Origin of the sequence: Alcanivorax hongdengensis A-11-3, assembly GCF_000300995.1 — a bacterium.
In the GTDB taxonomy this organism is placed as follows: Bacteria; Pseudomonadota; Gammaproteobacteria; order Pseudomonadales; family Alcanivoracaceae; genus Alcanivorax; species Alcanivorax hongdengensis.
Genome location: NZ_AMRJ01000021.1, coordinates 14,725 through 40,523, shown reverse-complemented (window position 1 = coordinate 40,523; position 25,799 = coordinate 14,725). Strand labels below are relative to the sequence as shown.

At 60.4% G+C, this 25,799-nt stretch carries 25 protein-coding genes; 14 read left to right on the top strand and 11 right to left on the bottom strand.

The features are described 5' to 3' along the window. Positions 1-25 precede the first annotated feature (25 nt). The 5 genes from A11A3_RS12570 to rpmH form a co-directional block, all read right to left on the bottom strand. Positions 26-1,216 carry a site-specific integrase gene (locus A11A3_RS12570; protein WP_008929687.1) on the bottom strand — a complete coding sequence of 397 codons (1,191 nt, stop codon included), beginning with the start codon at positions 1,214-1,216 and terminating at the stop codon, positions 26-28. A gap of 170 nt (positions 1,217-1,386) precedes the next feature. Further along, complete coding sequence (mnmE, locus tag A11A3_RS12565) at positions 1,387-2,757, bottom strand: tRNA uridine-5-carboxymethylaminomethyl(34) synthesis GTPase MnmE (protein WP_008929686.1); 1,371 nt, start codon at positions 2,755-2,757, stop codon at positions 1,387-1,389. Positions 2,758-2,838: 81 nt separating this feature from the next. Beyond that, positions 2,839-4,563 (bottom strand): membrane protein insertase YidC, encoded by a 1,725-nt coding sequence (gene yidC / locus A11A3_RS12560; protein ID WP_008929685.1) that lies wholly within the window; start codon positions 4,561-4,563, stop codon positions 2,839-2,841. A 40-nt stretch (positions 4,564-4,603) separates the two neighbouring features. Next, complete coding sequence (gene rnpA / locus A11A3_RS12555; RefSeq protein WP_008929684.1) at positions 4,604-4,969, bottom strand: ribonuclease P protein component; 366 nt, start codon at positions 4,967-4,969, stop codon at positions 4,604-4,606. Positions 4,970-5,006: 37 nt separating this feature from the next. Continuing rightward, complete coding sequence (gene rpmH, locus A11A3_RS17495; protein ID WP_008929683.1) at positions 5,007-5,141, bottom strand: 50S ribosomal protein L34; 135 nt, start codon at positions 5,139-5,141, stop codon at positions 5,007-5,009. Between the two features lie 480 nt (positions 5,142-5,621). On the opposite strand from rpmH, the gene dnaA reads away from it, so the two are divergent. The 4 genes from dnaA (at position 5,622) to gyrB (ending at position 11,853) form a co-directional block, all read left to right on the top strand. Then, a complete protein-coding gene (dnaA, locus tag A11A3_RS12550) occupies positions 5,622-7,040 on the top strand; it encodes a chromosomal replication initiator protein DnaA (protein ID WP_008929682.1) in 1,419 nt (472 codons plus the stop codon). Positions 7,041-7,136: 96 nt separating this feature from the next. Beyond that, the gene (gene dnaN / locus A11A3_RS12545; RefSeq protein WP_008929681.1) at positions 7,137-8,237 is read left to right on the top strand and encodes a DNA polymerase III subunit beta; all 1,101 of its coding nucleotides are present in this window, start codon (positions 7,137-7,139) and stop codon (positions 8,235-8,237) included. A gap of 76 nt (positions 8,238-8,313) precedes the next feature. Further along, complete coding sequence (gene recF / locus A11A3_RS12540; RefSeq protein ID WP_008929680.1) at positions 8,314-9,423, top strand: DNA replication/repair protein RecF; 1,110 nt, start codon at positions 8,314-8,316, stop codon at positions 9,421-9,423. 12 nt (positions 9,424-9,435) lie between these two features. Continuing rightward, on the top strand, positions 9,436-11,853 hold the full coding sequence (gyrB, locus tag A11A3_RS12535; protein WP_008929679.1) for a DNA topoisomerase (ATP-hydrolyzing) subunit B: 2,418 nt from the start codon (positions 9,436-9,438) through the stop codon (positions 11,851-11,853). Between the two features lie 142 nt (positions 11,854-11,995). Here the strand turns inward: gyrB and A11A3_RS12530 are convergent, their stop codons facing one another. From A11A3_RS12530 to gmhB, 3 genes are all read right to left on the bottom strand, one after another. After that, positions 11,996-12,352 carry an H-NS histone family protein gene (locus A11A3_RS12530; protein ID WP_008929678.1) on the bottom strand — a complete coding sequence of 119 codons (357 nt, stop codon included), beginning with the start codon at positions 12,350-12,352 and terminating at the stop codon, positions 11,996-11,998. A 67-nt stretch (positions 12,353-12,419) separates the two neighbouring features. Then, the gene (locus A11A3_RS12525; protein ID WP_008929677.1) at positions 12,420-13,175 is read right to left on the bottom strand and encodes a lysophospholipid acyltransferase family protein; all 756 of its coding nucleotides are present in this window, start codon (positions 13,173-13,175) and stop codon (positions 12,420-12,422) included. A 3-nt stretch (positions 13,176-13,178) separates the two neighbouring features. After that, positions 13,179-13,721 carry a D-glycero-beta-D-manno-heptose 1,7-bisphosphate 7-phosphatase gene (gmhB, locus tag A11A3_RS12520; RefSeq protein ID WP_008929676.1) on the bottom strand — a complete coding sequence of 181 codons (543 nt, stop codon included), beginning with the start codon at positions 13,719-13,721 and terminating at the stop codon, positions 13,179-13,181. Positions 13,722-13,733: 12 nt separating this feature from the next. Here gmhB and A11A3_RS17780 point away from each other — a divergent pair, with 12 nt between their 5' ends. Next, entirely contained in the window at positions 13,734-13,910 is a 177-nt protein-coding gene (locus A11A3_RS17780) for a hypothetical protein (protein WP_157375685.1), read from the top strand. On the opposite strand, the gene glyS is transcribed toward A11A3_RS17780, so the two are convergent. Both glyS and glyQ read right to left on the bottom strand, forming a co-directional pair. Further along, positions 13,891-15,963 carry a glycine--tRNA ligase subunit beta gene (glyS, locus tag A11A3_RS12515; protein WP_008929675.1) on the bottom strand — a complete coding sequence of 691 codons (2,073 nt, stop codon included), beginning with the start codon at positions 15,961-15,963 and terminating at the stop codon, positions 13,891-13,893. The genes A11A3_RS17780 and glyS overlap by 20 nt on opposite strands. Beyond that, complete coding sequence (glyQ, locus tag A11A3_RS12510) at positions 15,963-16,955, bottom strand: glycine--tRNA ligase subunit alpha (RefSeq protein WP_008929674.1); 993 nt, start codon at positions 16,953-16,955, stop codon at positions 15,963-15,965. Before glyQ ends, glyS begins: the two co-directional genes overlap by 1 nt. A gap of 115 nt (positions 16,956-17,070) precedes the next feature. Here glyQ and A11A3_RS12505 point away from each other — a divergent pair, with 115 nt between their 5' ends. Together A11A3_RS12505 and A11A3_RS12500 are read left to right on the top strand one after the other, a co-directional pair. Continuing rightward, positions 17,071-17,631, top strand: a complete 561-nt coding sequence (locus A11A3_RS12505) for a DNA-3-methyladenine glycosylase I (protein ID WP_008929673.1) — start codon at positions 17,071-17,073, stop codon at positions 17,629-17,631. 81 nt (positions 17,632-17,712) lie between these two features. Continuing rightward, positions 17,713-18,435, top strand: coding sequence for a glutamine amidotransferase (locus tag A11A3_RS12500; protein ID WP_008929672.1), 723 nt, complete (start codon positions 17,713-17,715; stop codon positions 18,433-18,435). 10 nt (positions 18,436-18,445) lie between these two features. Here the strand turns inward: A11A3_RS12500 and A11A3_RS12495 are convergent, their stop codons facing one another. Then, complete coding sequence (locus tag A11A3_RS12495; protein ID WP_237738864.1) at positions 18,446-19,171, bottom strand: DUF4197 domain-containing protein; 726 nt, start codon at positions 19,169-19,171, stop codon at positions 18,446-18,448. 233 nt (positions 19,172-19,404) lie between these two features. Between A11A3_RS12495 and A11A3_RS12490 the strand changes: the two genes are divergently transcribed. The 7 genes from A11A3_RS12490 (at position 19,405) to A11A3_RS12460 (ending at position 25,778) form a co-directional block, all read left to right on the top strand. Beyond that, a complete protein-coding gene (locus tag A11A3_RS12490) occupies positions 19,405-20,025 on the top strand; it encodes an acyltransferase (protein ID WP_008929670.1) in 621 nt (206 codons plus the stop codon). A gap of 100 nt (positions 20,026-20,125) precedes the next feature. Next, on the top strand, positions 20,126-20,398 hold the full coding sequence (locus A11A3_RS12485; RefSeq protein ID WP_008929669.1) for a YiaA/YiaB family inner membrane protein: 273 nt from the start codon (positions 20,126-20,128) through the stop codon (positions 20,396-20,398). Between the two features lie 52 nt (positions 20,399-20,450). Then, complete coding sequence (locus A11A3_RS12480) at positions 20,451-21,149, top strand: PspA/IM30 family protein (RefSeq protein ID WP_008929668.1); 699 nt, start codon at positions 20,451-20,453, stop codon at positions 21,147-21,149. Between the two features lie 89 nt (positions 21,150-21,238). After that, on the top strand, positions 21,239-21,844 hold the full coding sequence (locus A11A3_RS12475; protein ID WP_008929667.1) for a TetR/AcrR family transcriptional regulator: 606 nt from the start codon (positions 21,239-21,241) through the stop codon (positions 21,842-21,844). Then, positions 21,841-23,721, top strand: coding sequence for an MFS transporter (locus A11A3_RS12470; RefSeq protein ID WP_008929666.1), 1,881 nt, complete (start codon positions 21,841-21,843; stop codon positions 23,719-23,721). Before A11A3_RS12475 ends, A11A3_RS12470 begins: the two co-directional genes overlap by 4 nt. 138 nt (positions 23,722-23,859) lie before the next feature. Beyond that, positions 23,860-24,528, top strand: a complete 669-nt coding sequence (locus A11A3_RS12465) for an Abi-alpha family protein (RefSeq protein ID WP_008929665.1) — start codon at positions 23,860-23,862, stop codon at positions 24,526-24,528. Beyond that, on the top strand, positions 24,525-25,778 hold the full coding sequence (locus tag A11A3_RS12460; protein WP_008929664.1) for a DUF445 domain-containing protein: 1,254 nt from the start codon (positions 24,525-24,527) through the stop codon (positions 25,776-25,778). The genes A11A3_RS12465 and A11A3_RS12460 overlap by 4 nt, the downstream gene beginning before the upstream one ends. The last annotated feature ends 21 nt before the right edge of the window (positions 25,779-25,799 follow it).

Sequence of the window (25,799 nt, the reverse complement as noted above, 5' to 3'; positions counted from 1 at the left end):
GGGCTGTGAAAGCCCCTCTCGTCACTTAGGCTGCACATTCCCCAACCTCGTCCAGTGTCTCCTCAAATATGTCAGGAAAACTCCTCATGGCCTCTGTGCGGCGAGTTTCGAGTATGTCCGCATAGATTTCGGTGGTTCGCAGCTCACTATGGCCCAGAAGCCGGGACAACGAGTAGATATCCACACCCCTGGCCAGTTGATTGACCGCAAAGGTGTGCCGTCCGGCATGGAAAGTCACACTCTTGGTGATACCCGCGCGCATGACCCATTGCGTCAACGCAACGTTGGTATAGGAGTCATACTTCAGACCCTTGAATACGCGATCACCTGGCTTTCCGCGATTCTCCAGATTCAACAGTCTCACCGCTGAGTCTGGAAGATCCAGGTATTGCAGTGAGTTCCCGGCGTTCACCAGCTTCTTCTGCCGAAAAATGATGCGGTAGTGGCCATCGGCGAATTCCTCTATCTCACCCCAGACCAGCTTGTGGATATCTGACCAGCGAAGGCCAGTAGTGCAGGAAAACAGGAAAGCCCGCCTCAGCACGTCATACCGGCATTCGGCTTTGGTCAGAGCCCGGACCTCTTCCAGGGTCAAATACGTTCGTTTGGTGTTCTCCGGCTTGATGGACTTAACCTGTTGAACCGGGTTGTCACGGACAATGCCGTCCCGATAGGCCTGGTTGAGCGCAGCGCGAACCTTGTTGAAGTAACTGCTTGTCGTGTTCTTGGCCAGTTTGGTACCGGATTTGGTGGTGGCTTCATGCTGAAGGTAGTGCCGAAACCCCTCCAGGAATCGCTTATCGACTTGTTCAAAGGTCAGTTCAGACAAGCCATGGTAGCGGTGCAGGTGATGACGGGTGGAGATCCAGATCGAATGGTTGGATTTGCTCCCGGAAGCCTTCTCGTCGGTCAACTGGTCGAAGTAATCGAAGAAGCTGGCAGACAGCTTGGTCCGATCATCCAATCCATGTCGTGAGGACTCGATTTCCAACAGCCGCTTTGCCCGGATGGCCTCAGCCTTCTGATTCACGGTCTTGTTGTGCTCACGCTCCGCCGGAAGGCGGGGTTTGTCGTAGAGGAACAGGTTCAGGGGCTCATATGAGCGCTTCTGCGCCCGAGAACCGTTCTGGCCTGTCTTGGAACCGTGATAGTAAACCAGTCGCAAGGCACGGTGGCCGTTCTTATCTGGTTCGCGTTTCTGGATAGTGATTTTCATGTTTTGCTCCTTTTGTGCTCCGAGTGCTCCGAAAACTTATACTCGGAGCACACACGGAGCAAGAGGGGGCAAAACGGATCAAACTGCCTGCAAAGAAATAGAATAAATTTCTTTATAAAACAATAGTTTATTTGTATTTTGTTGGATGCTTTTCGATCTTTTTGGCCATTTTACTTCCCGATGCAGAAAGAGGAGAAGATGCGCCCCAGCAGGTCATCGGCGGTAAAGGCACCGGTGATTTCTTCCAGGGCTTTCTGGGCGGCGCGCAGGTCTTCGGCCAGCAGTTCGCCGGCGGCATGGCCATGCAGTTGCTGCTCACCGTTGTCCAGTGCAGCCAGCGCTTCTTCCAGGGCGGTGATATGACGGCGGCGGGCGGAGAAGCGGCTTTGCCCTTCGCCCTGGTAGCCGGCGGCGGCTTTCAGGTGATCGCGCAGGGCGGGCAGTCCGTCACCGGTGGCCGCACTGATCACAAAGGTGCCGTCATCGCGGGGCCCGGCGTTGAGCCCGGACAGGTCCGCCTTGTTGAGTACTACGGTCACCGGCAGGTCCAGGTTTTCCAGCTGCTGCTGACTTTGAGGCAGCAGGGCATGGAGATCCGCCGGGTCCACCGGGCCCTCGCGGGAATCCACCATCACCAGCAGCCGGTCCGCCTTGCGCATTTCCGCATAGGCACGACGGATGCCTTCCTGCTCCACCACATCGGCACTGTCGCGCAGACCAGCGGTATCGATCAGGTTCAGGGGCATGCCATCCAGCTGGATGGATTCGCGCAGTACATCCCGGGTGGTGCCAGCAATATCCGTGACAATGGCGGCGTCGAAGCCGGCCAGGGCATTCATCAATGATGACTTGCCGGCATTGGGCTTGCCGGCGATCACCAGGGTCATGCCCTCGCGCACCAGCCGCCCCTGGTTGGCTTCTTGCAGCACCCGCAGGCACTGGGCACGTACCTCACGCAAATCCCCGGCCACCCGGCCATCGGAAAGAAAGTCGATTTCCTCTTCCGGGAAATCGATGGCGGCCTCCACATAAATGCGCAGGCCGATCAGCGCTTCCACCAGCGTATTCACTTCCTCGGAAAACACCCCCTGCAAGGAGTGCAGGGCCGCGCGGGCGGAGGCAGCGGTGCCGGCGTCAATCAGGTCGGCGATGGCTTCCGCCTGGGTCAGGTCCATGCGGTCGTTGAGGAAGGCCCGCTGGGAAAATTCCCCGGCACGGGCCTGGCGGGCACCGGCGGCAATGCAGGCGGCCACCAGCATGTCGAGAATCACCGGGCCACCATGGCCCTGCAGTTCCACCACGTCTTCCCCGGTGAAGGAGTGTGGCGCCGGGAAGCTAATCACCAGGCCCTCATCCAGCACCTCCCCTTGCGCATCGCAGAAGCGGGCGAAATGCGCCATACGCGGTGTAAGCTTGCGCTCACCAACCAGGCTGCGGGCAATGTCCAGGGCGCGGGCGCCGGACAGCCTTACCACGCCCACGCCTCCCCGTCCGGGGGCGGTGGCAATGGCGACAATGGTGTCCTGACCGTGGATATTCATGGCGAACGATTCTACCGGGGTGCGCGTTGCGGCCCAATAAAAAAGCCGGCCTGAGGCCGGCTTTTTTCGGGCAAGCGAGGCTTACTCGTTTTCGATCTTGCGGGTGATGATCCATTGCTGGGCAATGGACAGCAGGTTGTTGGTCAGCCAGTACAGCACCAGACCGGCCGGGAACCACAGCATGAAGACCGCAAACATCAACGGCATGTACTTCATCACCTGGGCCTGCATAGGATCCGCCGGGGTCGGGTTGAGGCGGGTCTGCAGGAACATGGAGGCACCCATCAGGATCGGCAGCACGAAGTACGGATCCATCACCGACAGATCCTGGATCCAGCCGAAGAACGGCACCTGACGCAGCTCCACGGATTCCAGCAGTACATAATACAGGGAGATGAACACCGGCATCTGTACCAGCATGGGCAAGCAGCCGCCCAGCGGGTTGATCTTCTCCCGCTTGAACAGCTTCATGGTTTCCATCTGCTGCTTCTGCTTGTCGTTCTTGTGCTGCTCCTTGATGCGTTGCATCTCCGGCGCCACCTTGCGCATTTTCGCCATGGAGCGGTAACTGGTGGCACTGAGCTTGAAGAAGATCGCCTTGATGATGAAGGTCAGCAGGATGATGGCAATGCCCCAGTTGACCACGCCAAAGCCCAGGTCGATGTGCATGCCGAACACGGACACCTTGCCACTCTGCAGGAACACCAGCAGGTGGAAGATCGGCTGGGCAATGAACCAGACCCAGCCATAGTCCACGGTCATGTTGAGACCCGGACTGATGGCTTCCAGGTGCTTCTGGATTTTCGGGCCGGCATAGAACTCAGAGTAGAACACCTTCTCGTCACCGGGTTTGACGGTGGCGGTGGGCGACACGAAGCGCAGCAGGAACTGGTTCCGGTTGGGCTGGTAGACGCTGGTGTAATGGCTCTTCTGCTTGGGATCGGGAATCCAGGCGGACACGAAGTAATGCTGCACCATGGCCACCCAGCCGCCTTCGGCGGTGAGGTTCAGGGGCGATTCCTTCATGTCATCGAACTTGAGCTTGTTGTAGGGCTTTTCCGGGCTCCAGTAGGCGGCCCCCAGGTAGGTAGGCATGGGCGCCCACCCCTGGTGGGAAACCCCCGGGTCCTCACTGGCATCACGCTTGATCTGGCCATAGAGGGCACCGGACCAGTCGCTGTTGCCGGTGTTGCGCACGATGTGGCTGACCCGCACCAGGTAGCTGCCACGCTCGAAGGTATAACGCTTGATGATCTGCACGCCGCTGTCCTGGGTGTAGGTCAGGTCCACGTTCAGTTCCTTCTGACCGTCCTTGAGCGTGTAGCTGGGCTGGCTGGCCTGCCACAGGGGCCGGCCGGCACGGGTATCCGTGCCGTTCTTGCCGATCAGGCCACTCTGGGCCACGTAGGTGCGGGTCTTGTCGTCCTCCATCAGCACGAAGGGCTGGTCCGGGGTATCCACATGCAGGGGATATTCGGGCAGGGCGACACGGTCGATATCACCGCCGCGGGGGTCGATTTCCAGATCGAGCACATCGGTGCTGACTTCGATGCGTTTACCGGGTTGGCTGGCTACGGTATCAGCCGCCGGAGCTACCGGCTCTGCGTCGGCGTCAGCGGGAACCGTGGAGGGGGCTTCCGGCTGTTCCTCGGGCAGTGAAGAGCTGTCCTGGGCCGTATCGTTACTGGCGACCTGCTCGGTGGCAGGGGCCTGTGTCGGCGCGGCGTAGTCCTGTTGCCAGGCCTGAATCATCAGGTAGGAGACAACGGCAATGCCGGCGATCACGAGCGCGCGCGGGATTTCCATAATAATGGCATCTGTGGCGTGAAAAACGGGCCGCAGTTTCTCAAGCTTGCCGACGCTTGGCAAGCAGCTTGTCAAACAGCTCGGCCAGCTGGCGGGTCAGCAGGGCCGGGTCCGGGTCCCGGAGGTTGCCGCGCATCAGGAAAATGATGTCCAGGCCGGCCAGATCATGCTGGCGTAACCGGAACTGTTCCCGGGCTCGACGTTTGATGCGGGCACGGTCCACCGCTCGGCGGGCACGCTTGCGACCAATCACCAGACCCAATCGGGCTTCGGGTACCGGGTTTTCACGGACCAGAAGAAGAAAGGCGGCGTTGGAGATTTTCAGGGAGGGCTTGTCAAAAACTGCCTGGTACTGGGCGCCGGTAAGTAGACGCTGTTGCCGGGTAAAGGCCAGGGAATCAGGCACGGCGTTCCCGGATCAGGCAGGAAGGAAAACGGTTGGCTTAGGCAGCCAACCGCTTGCGACCTTTGGCACGACGAGCAGCCAGGACCTTGCGGCCGTTCTTGGTAGCCATACGGGCACGGAAACCGTGAGCACGTTTGCGCTTCAGAACGCTCGGCTGGAATGTACGTTTCATGGCGTCATCCCCATGGGTTAGACAGCGGATTTAGAAGGCCGGCAAGTCTAGGTAAAGCAAGCGGGCTTGTCAACGCACATTTACGTAGGCGAAAGCCGGCCCGAAGCGGGTTATTAATATCTTTAGATTATTTAATGATTTATTAGTTGAAGTAGTAGTTATAAGGGAGCGCCGTTTTTGTGGGTAACTCGTTTTTCGTTAATGAAATCATTGTGTTGCAGTGTGGAAAAGGCATGTACTTCTGTGTGTAACTGTTGGGGGCGAGATGGGGAGAAAGGGTGATAAATTGTGTACGAAATCCCTGCACCGGATTATCCCCAGGGTTGTGCCGGTGCCCCTGCACAGGGTTGTGAGCCTACTTATCCACAGAAATGGAAATGCAAAAAAGGGGCGGTGGGCTGTGGATAGATGCTTCGCTGAAGGGTTAGAATGCCCGGCTACACATACATTTCATCGGCCCATCAGGGGTAAGGCGGGGACGTGTCCGAAGAGCTCTGGCATCGCTGTCTGACGCGACTTGAAGATGAGTTGCCGTCGCAGCAGTTCAATATGTGGATCCGGCCATTGCAGGTGGCGGCTTCCGCAGATGGTGCCGAGCTGACGCTGTTTGCCCCCAATCGCTTCGTGGTCGACTGGGTCCGTGACAAGTATCTGGAGCGCATCAGTGAGGTGCTCTCAGAGCTGCAGACAGGCCCGTTGCCGCAGTTGCGCCTGGAGGTGGGGTCATCGCGTTCACGGACCACGGTGGTGCCCTTAAGGCCCGCTGAGGCGACGCCTGGCGCCGCCGCCACGGCTACCCCGCCATCCCCTCAGCCGATGGCCCAGGACAGCGACAGTCGTGCGGTCCCGGCGGATCTGGGCGGTGCCCGCAAGCATCGCAGTAACCTCAACACCGGCTTCACGTTCTCCACCTTTGTGGAAGGCAAGTCCAATCGCATGGCGGCGGCGGCGGCTCAGCAAGTGGCCGAGAACCCGGCCAGCCATGGCTATAACCCGTTGCTGTTGTATGGCGGTGTGGGCCTGGGCAAGACTCACCTGATGCACGCGGTGGGCAATGAGTTGCTGCGCCGCAATCCCAATGCCAAGGTGGTCTACCTGCACAGTGAGCGATTTGTGGCGGACATGATTTCCGCCCTGCGTAACAAGACCATCAACGAGTTCAAGCGCTTCTACCGTAGTGTGGATGCCCTGCTGATCGATGATATTCAATTCTTTGCAGGCAAGGAGCAGTCCCAGGAAGAGTTCTTCCATACCTTCAATGCCTTGCTGGAGAACGGCCAGCAGATCATTCTTACCTGTGACAAGTTTCCCAAGGAAGTGGATGGTCTCGAGGAGCGCCTGAAAAGTCGCTTTGGCTGGGGGCTCTCCCAGCCCATGGAGCCGCCGGAACTGGAAACCCGGGTGGCGATTCTGAAGAAGAAGGCGGAAGAGGCCCGGGTCGATTTGCCCAATGATGCCGCTTTCTTTATTGCCCAGCGCATTCGCTCCAATGTGCGTGAGCTGGAAGGGGCCCTGCGCCGGGTGATTGCCCATGTGCGCTTTACCGGTGCCCAGATCGATATCGGCCTGATCAAGGAGGCGCTCAAGGATCTGATTGCCCTGCAGGCGCGGCAGATCAGTATCGACAATATTCAGCGCATCGTGGCCGAGTACTACAAGATCAAGATTACCGACCTGCTGTCACCGCGGCGCACCCGCTCGGTGGCCCGGCCGCGGCAAATCTCCATGGCCCTGGCCAAGGAGCTGACCAGCCACAGTCTGCCGGAGATCGGCGAGAATTTTGGCGGGCGTGACCACACCACGGTGTTGCACGCCTGCCGCAAGGTGAAAGAACTGCGTGAGTCCAATCCGGAGATCGAAGAGGACTACCAGAACCTGTTGCGCACGTTAACCTCCTGACGGGCTCGACAGCGGTGTTCCGCCGTGTCATGACGGTGTGATCACTCATTCTTATAAAGGAAGGGGTAAGCCCTATAACCAGAACGGGAAAGCACCATGAAATTCTCCATTAATCGAGAACAGTTGCTCAAGCCGCTGCAACAGGTTGCCGCTGTGGTGGAAAAACGCCAGACCCTGCCGGTGTTGTCCAACGTGCTGCTGGAAGTGACCGACGGGCAGCTGTCCATGACCGGCACCGACCTGGAGCTGGAACTGGTGGCGCGCCTGCCACTGGAAGGCGAGCACGAGCCCGGGGAAACCACGGTGCCGGCCCGCAAGCTGGTGGATATTGCCAAGAGCCTGCCGGCGGAAGCGGACATCCGTTTCGAGGTGGATGGCGAGCGTATGCTGGTCCGTTCCGGGCGCAGCCGCTTTACCCTGTCCACGCTGCCTGCCTCCGAGTTTCCCAATCTGGAAGAAGATGCCAGCGGTTCCAGCCTGGAGATCCAGCCCGGCGTGCTGCGCGGCCTGATTGACCGCACCGCCTTCTCCATGGCCCAGCAGGATGTGCGTTACTACCTCAACGGCATGCTGTTCGAACTCAAGCCCGGCAAGCTGCGTGCCGTGGCCACCGATGGCCACCGCCTGGCCCTGTGTGATGCGGAGCTGGACGCGCCGGTGGAAGAGGCCTCGGTGATCCTGCCGCGCAAGGGCGTCATGGAGCTGTCCCGTATTCTCGGCGATGCCGGTGAAGCGGCGCGCATGACCGTGGGTCGCAACCATGTGCGTATCGTGGTGGGGGCCATTACCTTCACCTCCAAACTGGTGGACGGCAAGTTCCCGGAATACGAGCGGGTGATCCCCAAGGAAGGCAGCCGCCATGTGATTGCCGACCGGGAAACCCTGCGCCAGGCCCTGGCCCGGGTGGCCATTCTCTCCAACGAGAAATACCGCGGTGTGCGGGTGCAGCTGTCCGAGGGCAGCCTGCGCATCATCGCCAACAACCCGGAGCAGGAAGAAGCGGAAGAGGAAGTGTCCGTGGACTTTGGCGGTTCGCCGCTGGAGATCGGCTTCAATGTCAGCTACCTGCTGGATGTGCTCAATACCATGAATGGCACCCAGGCAGAGCTGGAAATGGGCGACAGCAACAGCAGCGCCCTGGTCTTCGACCCGCAGAGCAAAGGTGCGCTCTACGTGGTCATGCCCATGCGTCTGTGATCGGCGCCTGCGCCAATCCGAGATCGGGTGGCCATAATGGCCACCCTGCCCTCCCCCTTTCCCTTCTCTGGTTCCCATGCTGAGTCGTCTGCAACTGGGCAACTTCCGTAACTACTCTCAGGCAGAGGTGGCCTTCTGCCCCCGCGTCAATGTGATTCTCGGTGATAACGGCAGTGGCAAGACCAGCCTGCTGGAGGCCGTCTATTTCATTGGCAGTGGCGGCCGCTCCTTTCGCGGTGGCCGCTTGTCCCGCCTGGTGAAGGATCAGGCCGATGCCGCCACCCTCTATGCCGAGGTGGCAGGCGCCGATGACCGGGTTCATCGGCTGGGCGTTCGTCGCACCCCGGGCGGCATTGATGCGCTCAAGCTGGATGGCCAGACCCCCCGAGCGCTCAGTGAAGTGGCGACGCTGTTGCCTGTGCTGGCATTGCATCCCGGGTCCGTGGAGTTGGTATTCGGGGCGTCCGCCCTGCGCCGGCGGTTCCTGGACTGGGGAATGTTCCACGTGGAACATGACTTTATGCCCCTGTGGCGGCAGGCCGCCGGTGCCCTGAAACATCGTAATGCCCTGCTGAAAAAAGGCCGCCCTACCCTGCGAGAACTGGCATTCTGGGATCAGCAACTGGCCCAGAGTTCTGATAGAATCGAAGGGTTACGCCGACGCTATCTGGCCGGCTTGCAGTCCCAGCTGGATACGGCCCTGGCGGCGCTGTCGCCGGAGCTTTCCGTGGTGCTGACCCTGCAGACCGGGCTGCACAAAGGCGAGAACTATTTGCAGGCGCTGGAGCGGGTGCGGGCGGATGATATTCGCCGTGGCTTCAGCCAGGTGGGGTTCCACCGGGCGGATCTGCGGCTGGAAACCGATGGTGTGTTGGCGCGGGACCGGGTCTCACGTGGGCAGGCCAAACTGGTGGCCTATGCACTGGTGCTGGCCCAGTTGCCCATGATTCAGGCGGCCGGCAAGGTTTGCACCCTGTTGGTGGATGACCTTGGCGCTGAACTGGATGCCCGTCATCGCCACCAGGTACTGCATTACCTGGCCAGTACCGGGCATCAGACATTGATAACCGCGCTGGACCTGCCCCACTGGCAGGGGCTGGCCGCAGAGAATAACGAACTGAGCGGTGTCGAGAGCAGAATGTTCCACGTGGAACATGGCCGTATCCGGCGCCTCACCGATTGTTGATAAGGAAATACCATGGCGGAGAAAAATTACGATTCATCCAGCATCAAGGTGCTGAAAGGGTTGGATGCCGTCCGCAAACGTCCCGGCATGTACATCGGTGATACGGATGACGGCACTGGCCTGCATCATATGGTCTTCGAGGTGGTGGATAACTCCATCGATGAGGCCCTGGCCGGCTTCTGCTCGGAAATTCGCGTGGTGATTCACCCTGACGAGTCGGTGTCCATCCAGGATAACGGCCGCGGCATTCCCACCGAGATGCACGAAGAGGAAGGCGTTTCCGCCGCCGAAGTCATCATGACGGTGCTGCACGCCGGCGGTAAGTTCGACGATAACACCTACAAGGTGTCCGGTGGGCTGCACGGTGTGGGGGTTTCCGTGGTGAATGCCCTGTCCGAGGAGCTCAAGCTGACCATCCGCCGTAACGGCCAGGTACACGAACAGATCTACAACCATGGCGTCCCGGCCAAGCCCCTGGCCGTGGTGGGCACCACCGACAGCAGCGGTACCGCGGTGCATTTCCGCCCGTCCGCCGAGACCTTCAGCAACATCAAGTTCCACTACGATATTCTGGCCAAGCGCCTGCGCGAACTGAGTTTCCTGAACTCCGGCGTGCGTATCCACCTCAAGGATGAGCGCAGCGGCGAGGAAGATGTGTTCGAATACGAAGGGGGCCTGGCGGCGTTTGTCAGCTTCCTCAACGAGAACAAGACACCGCTCAACCAGGTATTTCACTTCCAGTTCGAGCGTGAGGAAGACGGTATCGGCGTGGAAGTGGCCATGCAGTGGAATGATTCCTACCAGGAAAACATCTTCTGCTTCACCAACAATATTCCCCAGCGTGACGGCGGTACCCACCTGGCCGGCTTCCGCGCGGCCCTGACGCGCACCCTGAACAACTACATGGACAAGGAAGGCCTGCTCAAGAAAGAGAAGGCCAACCCCACCGGTGACGATGCCCGCGAAGGCCTCACTGCGGTGATTTCCGTGAAGGTGCCGGACCCCAAATTCTCCAGCCAGACCAAGGACAAACTGGTGTCCTCCGAGGTAAAAGGCGCCGTGGAGCAGACCATGGGCGAGTTGTTCCAGGACTACCTGCTGGAAAACCCCGCCGAAGCCCGCTCCATCACCCAGAAGATCATCGATGCGGCCCGCGCCCGGGATGCCGCCCGCAAGGCCCGGGAAATGACTCGCCGCAAGGGCGCGCTGGATATCGCCGGCCTGCCCGGCAAACTGGCGGATTGCCAGCAGAAAGATCCGGCCCAGTCCGAGCTCTACATTGTGGAGGGTGACTCCGCCGGCGGTTCCGCCAAACAGGGCCGGGACCGCAAGAACCAGGCGATCCTGCCGCTCAAGGGCAAGATTCTCAACGTGGAGAAAGCCCGCTTTGACAAGATGCTCTCCTCCCAGGAAGTGGGCACCCTGATCACCGCCCTGGGCTGTGGCATTGGCCGTGACGAATACGATGTGGAAAAACTGCGTTACCACCGCATCATCATCATGACCGATGCGGACGTGGACGGCTCCCACATCCGCACCCTGCTGCTGACCTTCTTCTTCCGTCAGATGCCGGAGCTGATTGAACGTGGCTATATTTATATTGCCCAGCCGCCGCTCTACAAGGTGAAAAAGGGCAAGCAGGAAACCTACATCAAAGACGACCCGGCCATGGAGGAGTACCTGACCACCCTGGCCCTGGAAAAAACCGCACTCTACCCGGGCAACGAGGCCCCGCCCATCAGCGGTGAGCCGCTGGCCAACCTGATCGGCGAATACCGCCGGGTGATGAAGATCGTTGATCGCCAGTCCCGTGTGTTCCCGGAGAAGGTGCTGGAGCAGATGATCTACATGCCGTCCCTGGACGAAGAGGCCCTGCGCGATGGTGAGGCCATGGCCAGCTGGTGTGACAAGCTGACCGCCCGGGTCAATGCCATTTCCGATGCCAGCCAGCATTTCACCATCACCGCTGAGCAGGACCAGGAACGTGGCCTTTACCTGCCACGTGTGCAAGTGCTTGCTCACGGCGTACCCCGCGAATATCGCGTTACCCTGGATTTCCTGCAGTCGCCGGACTACCAGAAGATCAAGGCCCTGGGGGAAACCCTGGAAGGCCTGCTGGCCGAGGATGCCTATGTACAGCGTGGTGAGTCCCAGCGGCCCATCCGGCACTTTGCCGAGGCACTGGACTGGCTGATGCTGCAGGCCCGCCGGGGCACCAGCATTCAACGCTACAAGGGGTTGGGTGAGATGAACGCCGAGCAGCTGTGGGAAACCACCATGGACCCGGAAAGCCGGCGCATGCTGCAGGTGACCATCGAGGATGCCATTGCCTCGGATCAGATCTTCACCTGCCTGATGGGCGACGATGTGGACCCGCGCCGTCAGTTCATCGAGTCCAATGCCCTGCAGGTCTCCAACCTGGATGTCTGATAGGCGCATGTTGCCGTAGCAGCCAGCCTGCTGGTGATATCCATCGCTTGCAGGCCGGTTTTCCCCGGCCATAAAAAAAGCGAACCCAAATGGGTTCGCTTTTTTTGTCGCTGACGTCCGGCTTCAGACGTCTGCTCGTCCTTTAAACGGCAAAATCTTCCAGCTTGGCACCGTTATCCAGCTCCTGCTGCAACCACACCGGGCGTTTGCCACGGCCGGTCCAGGTCTGGGAGCTGTCTTTCGGATTGCGGTATTTTACCTTGGCCGGGCGACGGACACCGGCTTTCTTCTTGGCCGCTTTTTTGCCACGGGTGGGTTTTTTCTTTTCCACACCCTTGAGCAGGCTTTCCGGCTCCACGCCGAGATCCTTGGCCATTTTCTCAAGCACAGCCTGGGCATTTTTCAGCTCTGCCTTGCGCTTTTTCTCCAGTGCAGCTTCTGCCTGCTTAATCAGCTTTTCCAGTTCTTCAATGGAAAGTTCGTCAAGATTAATGCTCATTAACTTCGCCCTTGTGGTCTGTGAGTACAGCGAGCATGACTGTAATTATTTTAAAAAAGAAAGGCAATTAATTAACCGTTTTTACCGGAGTATTACCGGGATAATGCTGTTCAATCCATTGCTGGGCCTGGGCGGAAATTTCCTTGGCGGTTTTATTTTCCGTGGCCATGGGTTCACTGATGCGCAGGGTAATGGTGCCGGGAAAACGCAACCAGGAACGGGCCGGCCAGCAGTCGCCACTATTATGGCTGATGGCAATCACCGGCACCCTGTTCTGGCAGGCCAGCATGGCACCGCCATGATTGAACTTGCCAAGGTGCCCCGGTGCCTGGCGGGTGCCTTCTGGATAAATAACCACCGGAATATCCGTGGACAGTTTTTCCTTGCCCTGCCGTAAAACCGACTTGAGCGCGGCGCTGCCCTTGCTGCGATCAATTTTAATCGGCCGCAGCAGCGCCAGGCCCCAGCCAAAAAACGGCAGCCATAACAGTTCGCGTTTGAGTACGGTGGCCTGGGGAGAAATCAGCAGCTGCAAATAGAAGGTTTCCCAACTGCTCTGGTGGTTGGCAATAATTACCGCGGCGCCCTGGGGCAGGTGTTGCCGTCCTTCCACTCGAATATGCACGCCGTTGAGTACCCGCAATAGCCACATGGCTTCACGGGTCCACAGATTCACGAAACGGTAGCGTGTTTTAAAAGGCAGGAAGGGGCCGATCAGCACACACAAAAAGCTGTGGAAAATGCCGGCCAGATTATAGAGCACAAAAAAAAGCAGGCTGCGAATCCGGATGTTCAGAGACGGAACCTGGTCAAGCTGTGCCATGAATTATTCCTTCAGAAAATGATCAACAAACGCTGCCAGGCTGTCATACACCGCCACGTCACCGAGTTCGGCCGGCAATCCCTTGTCCAGGGTCTTGCGCCCCTTGCCGGTGAGCACCAGCACCGGGCGGCAATGTCGCTGAATCCCCGCCTGCAGATCCCGCAGACTATCACCAATCAGTGGCACACCGGTGACATCGCCATACTCGGTAACAATCTGGTCGATCAGGCCGGATTTCGGTTTGCGGCAGTCGCAGCCGTCATCCGGGCCATGGGGGCAGTAGAAGATGCCACCCAGTTCGCCGCCCTGCTCTTTGACCAGCGCGCGCAGACGGTCATGCATGGCATCCAGGGTGGCCACATCAAAATAGCCGCGGCCGATACCGGACTGGTTGGTGGCTACCACCACGGTAAAGCCTGCATGGCTCAGGCGGGCGATGGCGTCAATGCTGCCGGGGATCGGAATCCATTCGTCCACCGTCTTGATATAGGCATCGGAATCTTCGTTGATGACCCCGTCGCGATCGAGGATGACCAGTTTGTTCATGACAATCCCTGAATGACAGATCCTGTAGGAGCCAGCCTGCTGGCGATTATTATTGCCGTGGAGGGCATCGCCAGCAGGCTGGCTCCTACGGTAGTGATGGTTTCGGTTTTAAAACAACAAGGGCCGCGTGTGAAGCGGCCCTTGTTGGTAACGCATGATGTACAGGCGGTTATTCCTGCAACAGGCTGATGTCCGCCACATTGAGGAACAGGTCGCGCAGGAAGGCCAGCAGCGCCAGGCGATTGTTGCGCACCGCCTCGTCATCCGCCATTACCATGACGGTGTCGAAGAAAGCATCCACCGGCTCACGCAATTCGGCCAGCATTTCCAGCACGCCCTGGTAGTCGCCTTTTTCCAGCAGCGGTTCGGATTGCTCGTAGCTGGCCACTACCAGGTTGGTGAGGGTCTGCTCGGCCTCGTCTTCCAGCAGGGCACCGTCGATCTCTTCCGGCGGCTCGCCGTCCAGCTTGGCGAGGATGTTGGAGACGCGCTTGTTGGCGGCGGCCAGGGCGGCGGCTTCCTCACGCTTCTGGAACTCGGCCACTGCTTTCACGCGGCGGTCGAAGTCCAGCGGCTTGCGGCAGGCGTCATCGATCGCCAATACAGACAGGATCACCGGGGTGGCAATGCCCTGCTCCTGATACATGGCGCGGTAACGGCCCTTGATGAAATCGAAAGCCTCGTCGATTTGGCTGGCATCAATGCGTTCGCCCAGCTGTTCACCGGCCTGATCGAGCAGATCGCGCAGATCCACCGCCAGCCCGTTCTCGATGATGATGCGCAGCACACCCAGGGTCGCGCGACGCAGCGCATAGGGGTCCTTGGTGCCACTGGGTTTCTGACCGATACCGAAGATGCCCACCAGGGTGTCGATCTTGTCGGCCAGGGAGACGGCCATGCCGGTCTTGCTCTGCGGCAGGGTGTCACCGGCGAAGCGCGGCAGGTATTGCTCGTAGAGTGCCTTGGCCACCTCTTCCGGCTGCCCTTCCCGCTGGGCCAGGTAAAAACCCATGATGCCCTGCATGGTGTCGAACTCGTAAACCATCTCGCTGTTCAGGTCGGCCTTGCTCAGCTCGCCGGCCAGTTTCGCCTGGGCGGCGTCGCCACCGATCTGTTCGGCAATCACGGCGGCCAGGCCACCGATGCGCTGGCACTTGTCGGCCACGGTGCCCAGCTGTTGCTGGAATACCACCTGGGCCAGGCCTTCGCCGTGCTGGGCCAGCGTCTTCTTGCAGTCGTTATCGTAGAAGAAGGCGGCGTCGGCCAGACGCGGGCGAATGACCTTCTCGTTACCGTGGATCACCTGCTGGGCATCCTTGGACTGGATGTTGCTGATGGTGATGAACGTCGGCATCAGCTTGCCGTTGGCATCCAGCACGGAGAAGTATTTCTGGTGTTCTTCCATGGCGCTGATCAGCGCTTCCTGGGGCACCCGCAGGAAGTCTTCATCAAAGCTGCCGGTGAGGGCCTGGGGCCACTCCACCAGGGCGGTCACCTCGTCAAGCAGGTCCGCATCGATCTGGGCGCTGCCGCCCGCTTCTTTGCCGGCGGCAATGGCCTGCTCTTCGATCATGGCTTTGCGGCGGTTGAAGTCAGCGATCACGTGGCCGTCGTCTTCCAGGCGTGCCTGGTACTCGCCGGCGCTTGCCAGCTCGATGGCACCGGGGGCGTGGAAACGGTGGCCATAGCTGGTACGGCCGGATTGCAGATCCAGCAATTCGAACGGCACCACCTCATCACCGAACAGCGCCACCAGCCAGTGGGCCGGGCGCACGAACTGCACCTTGCGCTTGCCCCAGCGCATGCGCTTGGGGATCGGCAGTTTCTGGATGGCCTGGGCAAAGAATTCCGGCACCAGTTCCACGGTGGGCTTGCCTTGCTCGGTGATCTTCGCCACCAGGCGCTCGCCCTTGCCGGTGTCCTGACGACCCAGCTGGTCCACGGTCAGCCCCAAAGAGGCGGCAAAGCCCTGCGCGGCCTTGGTGGGGTTACCGTCCTTGTCGAAGGCGGCCTGCACGGCCGGGCCCTGACGTTCGATATCGCGGTCGGCCTGCTTGTCATCCAGGCCGCGCACCAGCACCGCCAGACGACGGGGGGCGGCAAAGCTTTCCACCTCGCCGTGGTTCAAACCGGCATCATCCAGCTGGCGGACAAATTCTTCCGTGAGCGCGGCGCTCAGGGTGGGCAGTGCCTTCGGGGGCAGCTCTTCGGTGCCCAGTTCAATCAGCAAATCCCGGGACATTATTGCTTCCCCTTTTTCTTGTTCGCCTGCTTGGCGGCCTTTTCATCCTGTTTTTCCAGCTCGGCCATCACTTCCTCACGAATGGCGTCATCGGCCATGGGGAAACCCAGCTTGCGGCGCGCATCGAAGTAGGCCTGGGCCACGGCCCGGGCCAGGGTGCGCACGCGCAGGATAAAACGCTGGCGTTCGGTGACGGAGATGGCCTTGCGGGCATCCAGCAGGTTGAAGGTATGGGAGGCCTTCAGCACGTATTCATAGGCGGGCAGCGGCAGGCCGACCTCGATCAGTTTGGTGGACTCGGCCTCGAACAGGTCGAACTGCTGGAACAGGGCGTCCACATTGGCGTGTTCGAAGTTGAAGGTGGACATCTCCACCTCGTTCTGCAGGAACACATCGCCGTAGGTGACCTTGCCGAAGGGGCCGTCGGACCACACCAGGTCGTAGACCGAATCCACCCCCTGGATATACATGGCCAGGCGCTCCAGACCATAGGTGATCTCACCGGTGACCGGGTAGCAATCGATGCCGCCGACCTGCTGGAAGTAGGTGAACTGGGTCACCTCCATGCCGTTGAGCCACACTTCCCAACCCAGACCCCAGGCACCCAGGGTCGGTGATTCCCAGTTGTCTTCCACAAAACGGATATCGTGCACCAGCGGATCAAAGCCGAGCATGCGCAGGGAACCGAGGTACAGCTCCTGGATGTTGTCCGGCGACGGTTTCAGGACCACCTGGAACTGGTAGTAGTGCTGCAGCCGGTTGGGGTTTTCCCCGTAACGGCCGTCGGTGGGCCGACGGGACGGCTGCACATAGGCGCTGTTCCAGTTCTCCGGGCCGATGGCGCGCAGGAAAGTGGAAGGGTGAAAGGTGCCCGCGCCCACTTCCATGTCCAGCGGCTGCACGACAACGCAGCCCTGCTCGGCCCAGTATTGTTGCAGGGCCAGAATCAGGCCCTGAAAAGTCAGAATATCCGTTTGCGGTTGCTCCGCCATGGTCGATCCCGTTGTTACCGGTGAATAAGGTGTCACAAAAAACAGGCGCCAAGTATACCGGGCCGGCCACGGGGGTGATACCGTGTGAAACGCCCAATCACAAGGAAACATCGGCATGGAGCGCTGCCCCTGGTGCGGTACCGATCCCCTCTACCAGCATTACCACGACACCGAATGGGGCGTGCCCCTGCACGACGACCGGGCCCTGTTCGAACTGCTCAATCTGGAAGGGGCCCAGGCGGGCCTGAGCTGGATTACCATCCTCAGAAAGCGCGAACGCTATCGCCAGGTCTTTGACGGCTTTGACCCGCACAAGGTGGCGACCTATGACGCCATCAAGAAAGCCGAGCTGTTGCAGGATGCCGGCATCGTGCGCAACCGGTTGAAGATCGAGGCGACCATCGGCAATGCCCGGGCCTACCTGGCCCTGCGTGAGGCCGGCACCAGCCTGGATGCGTTCCTCTGGGACTTTGTCGATGGTCAGGCGCAGATCAATCACTTTGCCAGCCTGGCCGAGGTGCCCGCGGTGACCCCCACCGCCGAGCGGCTCAGCAAGGCGCTCAAGAAACAGGGCTTCCGCTTTGTCGGCCCGACCATCGTCTATGCCTTCATGCAGGCCAGTGGCATGGTCAACGATCATCTGGTCAGCTGCCCCCGCCACCGGGCGTTGAGCTGATCGCACTTCTGGCCCTTTTTACAAAGGGCCAACGGGAGTTGGTACAGGCCTTGCTCAGGTTTTCACAGCAAGGAGAGTGCTATGAACCCCCTACTCATTATTAAAACCGGCAGTACCTACCCGCAGATCCGTGAGCATTACGGTGATTTTGAAAACTGGATCTGTCAGGCGGTGGGCAGTGGCAGTGCCGTACAGGTAGTGGATATCAGCCAGGATGGCGAATTACCCAGCCCGGCGTCCCTGTGCGGCGTCATCATCACCGGCTCCCATGCCATGGTCACCGACCAGCGCCCCTGGATGGCGCGGCTGATGGCCTGGCTGCGCGGCGCGGCGCACCAGTTTGGGCAACTGCCTATTCTCGGGCTCTGTTTCGGGCACCAGATACTGGCCCAGGCCCTGGGCGGAGAAGTAGCCAATAACCCCATGGGCATGGAAGTGGGCACGGTGGCCCTGCGGCTGACCCCGGCCGGTTACCAGGATGCCCTGTTAGGGGCCATGGGCGATCATCCGTGGGCCCAGGTGGTGCACCGTCAGTCAGTGCTGACCCCGCCGCCGGGGGCCACCCTGCTGGCGTCCAATGTCCATGATGCCTGTCAGGCGTTTCGCTATGGCGAGCGGGTCTGGGGCGTGCAGTTTCACCCGGAATTCAGCGCCGATGTGATGCGCGCCTACCTGCAGGCGCTGCGCGGTGACAGCCTCAGCGACCAGCAGGTGGATCACCACCTGCCGGAAGTGCGTGAGTGCCGGGATGCCACCGCCATCCTGGGCCGCTTTGCCCAGCTGGCCATGGCCCGGGTGGCCTGAATCGGCCGGGTTATTGCGCCTGGGCGCCACCGAATACGGCGCCGATCAGGGCGCTGCCCTGCTGCATGGGGTTCTGGCGGATCAGGGTTTCCTGCTCGCCGATGCGGGTGAACAGCTTGTCCATGCTCTGGTCCAGCACGTAGCTTTCCAGGTCGAGATTGGGCTTGTTAGTGAGTGGTAACTTATCGTAGGCGCCAAGCAACGCCTTGTACTGATCGTAGAATCCGGTCTTCTGCAGGTTCTGCTCGATGATCGGCTGGTAGCGCTGGCGCAGGGTCGGTTCGGTCTGAGCGCGGAAGTACTGGGTGGCCGCGGTGTCACCGCCCTGGATGATGCCCAGCGCGTCCTTGACCGTCATGGTGGCAATGGCCTGTTTGAATACCGGCGCCGCCTCGTCCACCGCCTGTTCGGCGCCCCGGTTCATGGCGGTTTCCAGCTGGTCCACGTAGCTACCCAGGCCAAATTGGCGCAGGGTGTTGGCAATCGGCTGGGCGGATTCCGGCAGGCCCAGCTGGAAGGCGCCGCGCATGGACAGTTGTGTGGTGGCGTTATCGGTGCCCACGTCCAGCGCCTGCTTGATACCCTGGGCCAGGCGGGAATCGGTGTCGTAACCGGCGTCCTTGGCCATCTGGTTGCCCATGTTCACCCAGGGCATGGCCGCCTCCATGTTCTGGCAGCCGGCCAGGGTCAGGGCCAGGCCCAGTGAAAGAGGGACAATAAGCAGCACTTTCTTCACAGCGGTCTCCTTGTTTTGGCGGTTCATGCTACTGCATGAGGGGCGGACGGCTAAACTGCTAATTTCCCTGCTGGCGCAACGCTGGCGGCGCAGGATTAAAAGCCCTTTCACCACAGAGGCACAGAGAAAAGCGATTCTTTCCTCGGTAGACTCGGTGACCTCTGTGGTAAACCTGTCTTGTGCGGTCAGGGCTTATCGCGCCGCCGGCGATGCTCTTACCATGAGGGGGAGGGATGACCGAAGACGACTACCGTGAACAACATAAAAAGCGGCTGGCCTATATGCCCTGGCTGTATGGCCGCCTGAAGGCCCGTCACCGGCAATGGGCGCAGCCCTGGCAGCAGGCCATCCAGCAGCGGCTGATGGCGTTGGAGACGGTGCGCTTTGGCGAGGACTGTTTCGTGGCCCCCCAGGCGGTCTTGCTGGCCGAACCGGGTCGCCATATTTTCGTCGGAGATGGCAGCCAGATCGCTGCAGATTGCGTTATTCATGGCCCTGTTCAACTGGGCCGGCAGGTCAGCCTCAACCACCATGTGACCCTGGACGGCGGCGCCGCAGGTATCGAGATCGGTGATCACAGCCGTATTGCTGCCTATTGCACCTTTTATGCCTTCAACCATGGTCTGGACGCGGACCGGCCGGTGCGCGAACAGCCGGTCACCTCGCGGGGCATCCGCATCGGCCGGGATGTCTGGGTGGGCGCCCGGGCCGGCATTGTTGATGGTGTCACCATTGGTGACCACGCGGTGGTGGGCATGGGCGCGGTGGTCACCCGCAACGTGCCGCCCTGGACCATCGTCGCCGGCAACCCGGCCCGGCCCATCGGTCGCCGCCCCGGTGCCCCTGTTGAATAGCCGCTGACATATTCCATTACAGTCTCCTTGTTGAACGGCGTTTAGTTTCTGCGCTATCAATTGAACACCGTTTAAATAAAAGCAACAAAGGAGACGTCCCATGGACGAAAGCACCATCCAGCGCCACTCCAGTGGCTGGCTGTTCTACGTTAAGGCGGCCTTCGGCATCAGCCTGGGCCTGATGATTCTCGGCATTGTCTGGCTGCCCACGGACCTGTGGATCAAAGGCTATCTGGTCATGGGCATCATGTTCGTAGTCGGCTCCACCATTACCCTGGCCAAGACCCTGCGCGATGACCACGAGGCCCGGCGGCTGATCAACCGCATCAGCGATGCCAGGACCGAACGCCTGCTCAAGGAATATACCGATTGAAAAAGAGTCGGACGTCTGACACCGACGTCTGAACCTTCAAGGGAGATTTATTATGGCTACTGCCTGGAACAAATTAAAAACCCTGATGCGAGGCCAGGCCCGGGTGGGCATGGAGCAGATCGTCAACGCCAATGACATGCTGCTGCTGGACCAGCAACTGTACGAAAGCGAACAGGCCCTGCGAGAGGCCCGCCGTCAGCTGGCGCGGCTGATGGCCGAAAGAAAGCTCAATGAAACCCGTCGCCAGGAATTGCAGACGCGCATCCACCGTTATGAAGACTGTGCCCGCCAGGCCATGGATCAGGGCGACGACGGGTTGGCGCTGGATACCGGCGAGCGGATTGCCGAGCTGGAGGCACAACATCAGCGCCACCAGCAGCAGGCGCAGGTGCTGGATCAGCAGGAAGACGAGTACCGACGCTTTATCCAGCAGGCGGTGGAGCAGCTGAAAACCCTGCGCCAGGAACAATGCCTGGCGCGCAGCCAGGAAGCCCTGTACGGCCAGGCCGGTTCGCGTCGCCAGCAGAGCGAGGGCCTGGCCCGGCGTTTGACCGACAGCCAGCAGACCCTGCAACAGATTCAACAACGCCAGGAAGAAAACCGTTTGTTATGGCAAAGTGAGCAACAACTGGCGAGCGCTGGCCAGGACTCGCTGGATCAGCGGCTGGCCGCCGCCGGCATTGGCGACTCGCACCCGCAGCGTGCCCGTGAGATTCTGGCACGGCTGCGCCGCGGCCCTGCGGCAGAGTGACGTGTCGGGGTATACGTCGGCGATAACACCGGCTGTAACAAGGACAGGCGCCAGCAGACTGGCGCCGATACAAGAAAAAAGGAAAGGGCTTGGCACGTCGAAACCAACACAGTCGTGAAGAGCTACAGGCACTGGCCATTGAGGCCGTGCGTGAGCTGGTCACCGAGCAGGGGCTGGAAAAGCTCAGTGTACGCAAGGTGGCCCAACGCATCGGCTACACCCCCGGCATGCTCTACCACGTGTTCAGCAATCTTGATGACCTGATCCTGCAGGCCAACGCCCGCACCCTGGATGAGCTGCTGGGCACCATGACTTACGCCGCCGATCAACCGCCGCGTCAGGCCCTGCTGGCCATGGCCGGGGCCTACCTGGCCCTGGCCCGGCAACACACCGCCCTGTGGAAGATGGTGTTCATGCACCGCATGAACCAGCAGGCGCCGGTACCGGACTGGTATCTGCAACGCACCCGCCAACTGTTTGCCCGGGTCGAGCAACAGGTGGCTCGCCTCGGCGGCGACCATGACGAGACCCAGATTCACCTGGCCGCCCGGACCCTGTGGAGCAGTGTGCACGGCATGGGCGTACTGGCGGTGGAAGACAAACTGACGGTGGCTGGCGAGGTGGACGAGCAGGCCATGCTTGCCTCCCTGTTTCACCATTACCTGCAAAGCTGGGCGGGGGAGAAAACCGCATGAACACAGAAAAAGGCGGCTTGCTGTCGCTGTTGGCGGCCCGGCGTTTCGGGCCCTTCTTTGTGACCCAGTTTCTGGGCGCCTTCAACGACAATGTCTTTCGTCAGGCCCTGATTCTGCTGATTGCCTCCGGCGTGGTGGCCGGCCTCAGCGTCAACACCCTCAACAACGTGGCCCTGGCCCTGTTCATCCTGCCCTTCTTTCTGTTCTCGGCGCTGGCCGGCCAGGTGGCGGACAAGTACGACAAGGCGTCGCTGGTGCGCAAGATCAAGCTGGCCGAGGTGATCATCATGTCGGTGGCCGCCGCCGGCTTTTTCTTCAATGCCGTCTACTTTTTGCTGGCGGTGCTGTTCTGCATGGGGCTGCAATCCACCTTCTTCGGGCCGATCAAGTATTCCATCATCCCGCAGCATCTCAGTGACAGGGAACTGGTGTCCGGCAATGCGCTGGTGGAAATGGGCACCTTCCTGGCCATCCTGCTGGGTTCGGTGTCCGGGGTGCTGCTGAAAATGGATGCGGCCAGCCCCGAGGTGGTGTCCCTGGCGGTGGTCGGCATCGCCGTGCTCGGCTACCTGGCGGCCCGGGCCATTCCCTCGGCGCCGGCGGCGGACAGCAGCGTCAAACTGAACTGGAACCTGTGGAAGGAAACCTGGCATATCGTCGGCTATGCCCGGGAAGTGAAATCCGTGTGGATGTGCGTGCTGGGCATCAGCTGGTTCTGGTTCCTGGGCGCTGCCTATACCACCCAGCTGAAAGTCTATGTGGACCACTACCTGCTGGGTACCGATGGCGTCTATGCGCTGTTGTTGAGCACCTTCTCGGTGGGCATCGGCCTGGGCTCCTTCCTCTGTGAGAAGCTGTCCGGCAAGCGGGTGGAGCTGGGTCTGGTGCCGCTGGGTTCCATTGGCCTGAGCGTGTTCGGCATTGACCTGTTCTTTTCCTACGCCGGCCTGCAGGGTACTGGCCAGGTGGATATCATCGGCTTTCTGCAACAGGCCGGTGGCTATCGCATTCTGGTCGACCTGCTGGGTATCGGTGTGTTCGGCGGCTTTTATATCGTGCCGCTGTTCGCCTTTATCCAGCACCGTTCGGACCCGCGTCATCTGTCACGCATCATCGCCGCCAACAACATCCTCAATGCCCTGCTGATGGTGGGCTCGGCGGTGGCCGGCATCGTGCTGATCGGCATGCTGGATCTGACCGTGCCGCAGTTCTTCCTGGTGCTGGCGCTGGCCAATGTGCTGGTGGCGTCCTACATCTACTCGGTGGTGCCGGAATTTCTTATCCGCCTGCTGGTGTGGATGCTCACCCACACCATGTACCGGGTGAAGCATTCCGGCATGGACAATATTCCCGATGACGGCCCCTGCGTGCTGGTCTGCAACCATGTCAGCTACGTGGATGCCCTGCTGCTGGCCGGTGCCATTCGCCGCCCGGTGCGCTTTGTCATGTTCAAGCCGATTTATGACATGCCGGTGCTCAACTATATCTTCCGCACCGGCAAGACCATCCCCATCGATTCCAAGAGCCGCAACCCGGACATCTACCAGCGTGCCTTTGTACGCATTCGCGAAGAGCTGGATGCCGGCGAAGTGGTCTGTATCTTCCCGGAGGGCAAACTGACCCAGGACGGCGAGGTGGATGAATTCCGCAACGGTATCGAGAAAATCATCGCCGATCGGCCGGTGCCGGTGATTCCCATGGCCCTGTCCGGTCTGTGGGGCAGTTTCTTCAGCCACAAGGGCGGGCCGGCGCTGACGCGATTGCCGCGGCGCTTCTGGTCACGGGTGAAGCTGGCGGTGGGTGAGCCGGTGGCACCGCAACAGGTGGAGGCCGCGGATCTGCGTCAGCGGGTGCTGGCATTGCGTGAACGGCCCTGACAGCCGTGCCGCACGCTCGTACCCTGTTTCGTAAAACATACGGTCGGTAACTTGCGATAATGACAAAAGCCCGGACACTGGGAAACATAACGGAGCCCGGTGTTCGGGCCCTTCAAACAATAACAACAGGATATCAAGGTGCCGCAATCCCGATTAACCCCGGCGAGCCTGCGTGAACGGATTCAGCAGCTGCTGATGCAGCTGCCACCGGTGCAACGCGCCGATCAGCGCTTCCATGAAGTGGAAAGTGGCGTGCTGCTGGGCCTCAAACACCGGCTGGACGAGCTGGACGATGGCCCTGTCGCGCAGCCGCAAAACCTCCATCAACTGCTCGATGCCTCCCTGGAGCAAAGCGGCGACCAGGCCGAACGGCGCCTGATGCTGAGCGTGCTCAATGCGCTGACCCCGGACGAGGCCCGCATGCTGGCGGCACTGTCCGATGGCAGCGGCTTTCCCATGCTGTCGCTCTATGCCGGTGGCCACTGGTGGCAGCGCGGCATGGTTCTGCACCGGTATTCCAACGTGGGTCGTGCCAGCGGCATCCAGTGCAATGATTTCGTGCCGCTGTATCTGGCGCGGCTGTTTTCCCTGGGGCTGGTGATCAGCACGCCCATGGATACCGGCCGGCGCACGGACTACGAACTGTGCGAAGGTGACAGCGCCTTCCGCAAGGCGCTGGAAAAACTGCAGCACCACTACCCCAAACTGAAAGCCGCAAGGGAAACCCTGACCCTGAGCCCCGTAGGTGAGACCCTCTGGGCATTGATGGTCAGTGACCAGCAAGGACAGGGAGACGCCGACGCATGAATGTTGATATTCACGAGATACTGGCCGATGTTCAGGCCAACTGGATTCTTTATCTGTCCATGCCGTTCGTGGCCGCCACCATCGGTTATTTCACCAAGATTGTCGCCATCCGCATGATGTTCAAGCCGCTGGAATTTGTCGGCAAGCCGCCGCTGTTCGGGTGGCAGGGCATCGTGCCGCGCCGCGCCGCCACCATGGCCAGCATTGCCTGTGACCTGATGATGGAGCGGCTGCTCAAGCCCGAAGACGTGTTCAACAAACTGGACCCGCACCGGGTGGCCGAGGAAATCCGTGATCCGTTGATCCGCTCGGTGGAAGACATCACCCGCGAGGTGGCCGCCGAATACCAGCCGGGGCTATGGGAATCGTCGCCGGAGTCGGTCAAGCGCCTGGTGATCCAGCGCATCCAGAAAGAAGCGCCGCACATGGTCGAGCTGATCATGGAGGACATCAAGAACAACATCGATCGGGTGTTTGATCTCAAGGACATGGTGGTCAACGCCCTGGTGCGCGACAAGGAGCTGCTCAACCGGGTGTTCCTGGAAGCCGGCCACGTGGAGTTCAAGTTCATTGCCCGCTCCGGCATCTATTTCGGCTTCATCATCGGCTGTCTGCAGGCGGTGGCCTGGGCGTTGACCCACAATATCTGGGTGATGCCGCTGTTCGGCCTCTTTACCGGCTGGTTCACCGACTGGCTGGCACTGAAGATGATTTTCAACCCCAAGCAACCGGTGCGTTACCTGGGTCTGTTTGAGTGGCAGGGGCTGTTCCTGCGTCGGCGCAAGCAGGTCTCCGCCCGCTACGGCGAGCTGGTCGCCAGCGAAATCGTCACCCCGGCAGCGGTGATCGAGGCCATCCTCAAGGGGCCGCTGTCCGACCGTCTGTTTGGCCTGGTACAGAAACAGGTACAGCGCACCATGGATGAGCAGGCCGGCCTGGCCAAGCCGCTGGTGGTGTTTGCCGTGGGCAGCACCAAGTACCAGGAGATGAAGCGCTCGGTATCGGAAAAGGTCATGCAGTACCTGCCGGAAACCCTCAGTCACATGGAAGCCTATGCCGAGGAAGCCATGGACCTGAAAACCCTGCTGGTGGGCAAGATGCAGGAGCTCTCCGAAGAGGAATTCGAGGGTCTGCTAAGGCCGGCCTTCCAGCAGGATGAATGGATTCTGATCACCGTCGGCGCCCTGCTCGGTTTCCTGGTGGGGGAACTGCAGGTCCATGTGATGCTGCATTTCGCCGTCCACGTCTGACCCTGGCGCCTCCCGGTTTCA

Excerpts from the sequence above, each read along its gene's own strand:
- A11A3_RS12525 (WP_008929677.1), bottom strand. The coding sequence starts at position 13,175 with ATGGCACAGCTTGACCAGGTTCCGTCTCTGAACATCCGGATTCGCAGC.
- A11A3_RS12460 (WP_008929664.1), top strand. The coding sequence starts at position 24,525 with ATGAATGTTGATATTCACGAGATACTGGCCGATGTTCAGGCCAACTGG.
- recF (WP_008929680.1), top strand. The coding sequence starts at position 8,314 with ATGCTGAGTCGTCTGCAACTGGGCAACTTCCGTAACTACTCTCAGGCA.
- glyS (WP_008929675.1), bottom strand. The coding sequence starts at position 15,963 with ATGTCCCGGGATTTGCTGATTGAACTGGGCACCGAAGAGCTGCCCCCG.
- A11A3_RS12500 (WP_008929672.1), top strand. The coding sequence starts at position 17,713 with ATGAACCCCCTACTCATTATTAAAACCGGCAGTACCTACCCGCAGATC.
- A11A3_RS12570 (WP_008929687.1), bottom strand. The coding sequence starts at position 1,216 with ATGAAAATCACTATCCAGAAACGCGAACCAGATAAGAACGGCCACCGT.
- A11A3_RS12530 (WP_008929678.1), bottom strand. The coding sequence starts at position 12,352 with ATGAGCATTAATCTTGACGAACTTTCCATTGAAGAACTGGAAAAGCTG.
- A11A3_RS12505 (WP_008929673.1), top strand. The coding sequence starts at position 17,071 with ATGGAGCGCTGCCCCTGGTGCGGTACCGATCCCCTCTACCAGCATTAC.
- dnaN (WP_008929681.1), top strand. The coding sequence starts at position 7,137 with ATGAAATTCTCCATTAATCGAGAACAGTTGCTCAAGCCGCTGCAACAG.
- rpmH (WP_008929683.1), bottom strand. The coding sequence starts at position 5,141 with ATGAAACGTACATTCCAGCCGAGCGTTCTGAAGCGCAAACGTGCTCAC.
- A11A3_RS12470 (WP_008929666.1), top strand. The coding sequence starts at position 21,841 with ATGAACACAGAAAAAGGCGGCTTGCTGTCGCTGTTGGCGGCCCGGCGT.
- yidC (WP_008929685.1), bottom strand. The coding sequence starts at position 4,563 with ATGGAAATCCCGCGCGCGCTCGTGATCGCCGGCATTGCCGTTGTCTCC.
- gyrB (WP_008929679.1), top strand. The coding sequence starts at position 9,436 with ATGGCGGAGAAAAATTACGATTCATCCAGCATCAAGGTGCTGAAAGGG.
- glyQ (WP_008929674.1), bottom strand. The coding sequence starts at position 16,955 with ATGGCGGAGCAACCGCAAACGGATATTCTGACTTTTCAGGGCCTGATT.
- A11A3_RS12485 (WP_008929669.1), top strand. The coding sequence starts at position 20,126 with ATGGACGAAAGCACCATCCAGCGCCACTCCAGTGGCTGGCTGTTCTAC.
- gmhB (WP_008929676.1), bottom strand. The coding sequence starts at position 13,721 with ATGAACAAACTGGTCATCCTCGATCGCGACGGGGTCATCAACGAAGAT.
- A11A3_RS12480 (WP_008929668.1), top strand. The coding sequence starts at position 20,451 with ATGGCTACTGCCTGGAACAAATTAAAAACCCTGATGCGAGGCCAGGCC.
- A11A3_RS17780 (WP_157375685.1), top strand. The coding sequence starts at position 13,734 with ATGACAGATCCTGTAGGAGCCAGCCTGCTGGCGATTATTATTGCCGTG.
- mnmE (WP_008929686.1), bottom strand. The coding sequence starts at position 2,757 with ATGAATATCCACGGTCAGGACACCATTGTCGCCATTGCCACCGCCCCC.
- A11A3_RS12490 (WP_008929670.1), top strand. The coding sequence starts at position 19,405 with ATGACCGAAGACGACTACCGTGAACAACATAAAAAGCGGCTGGCCTAT.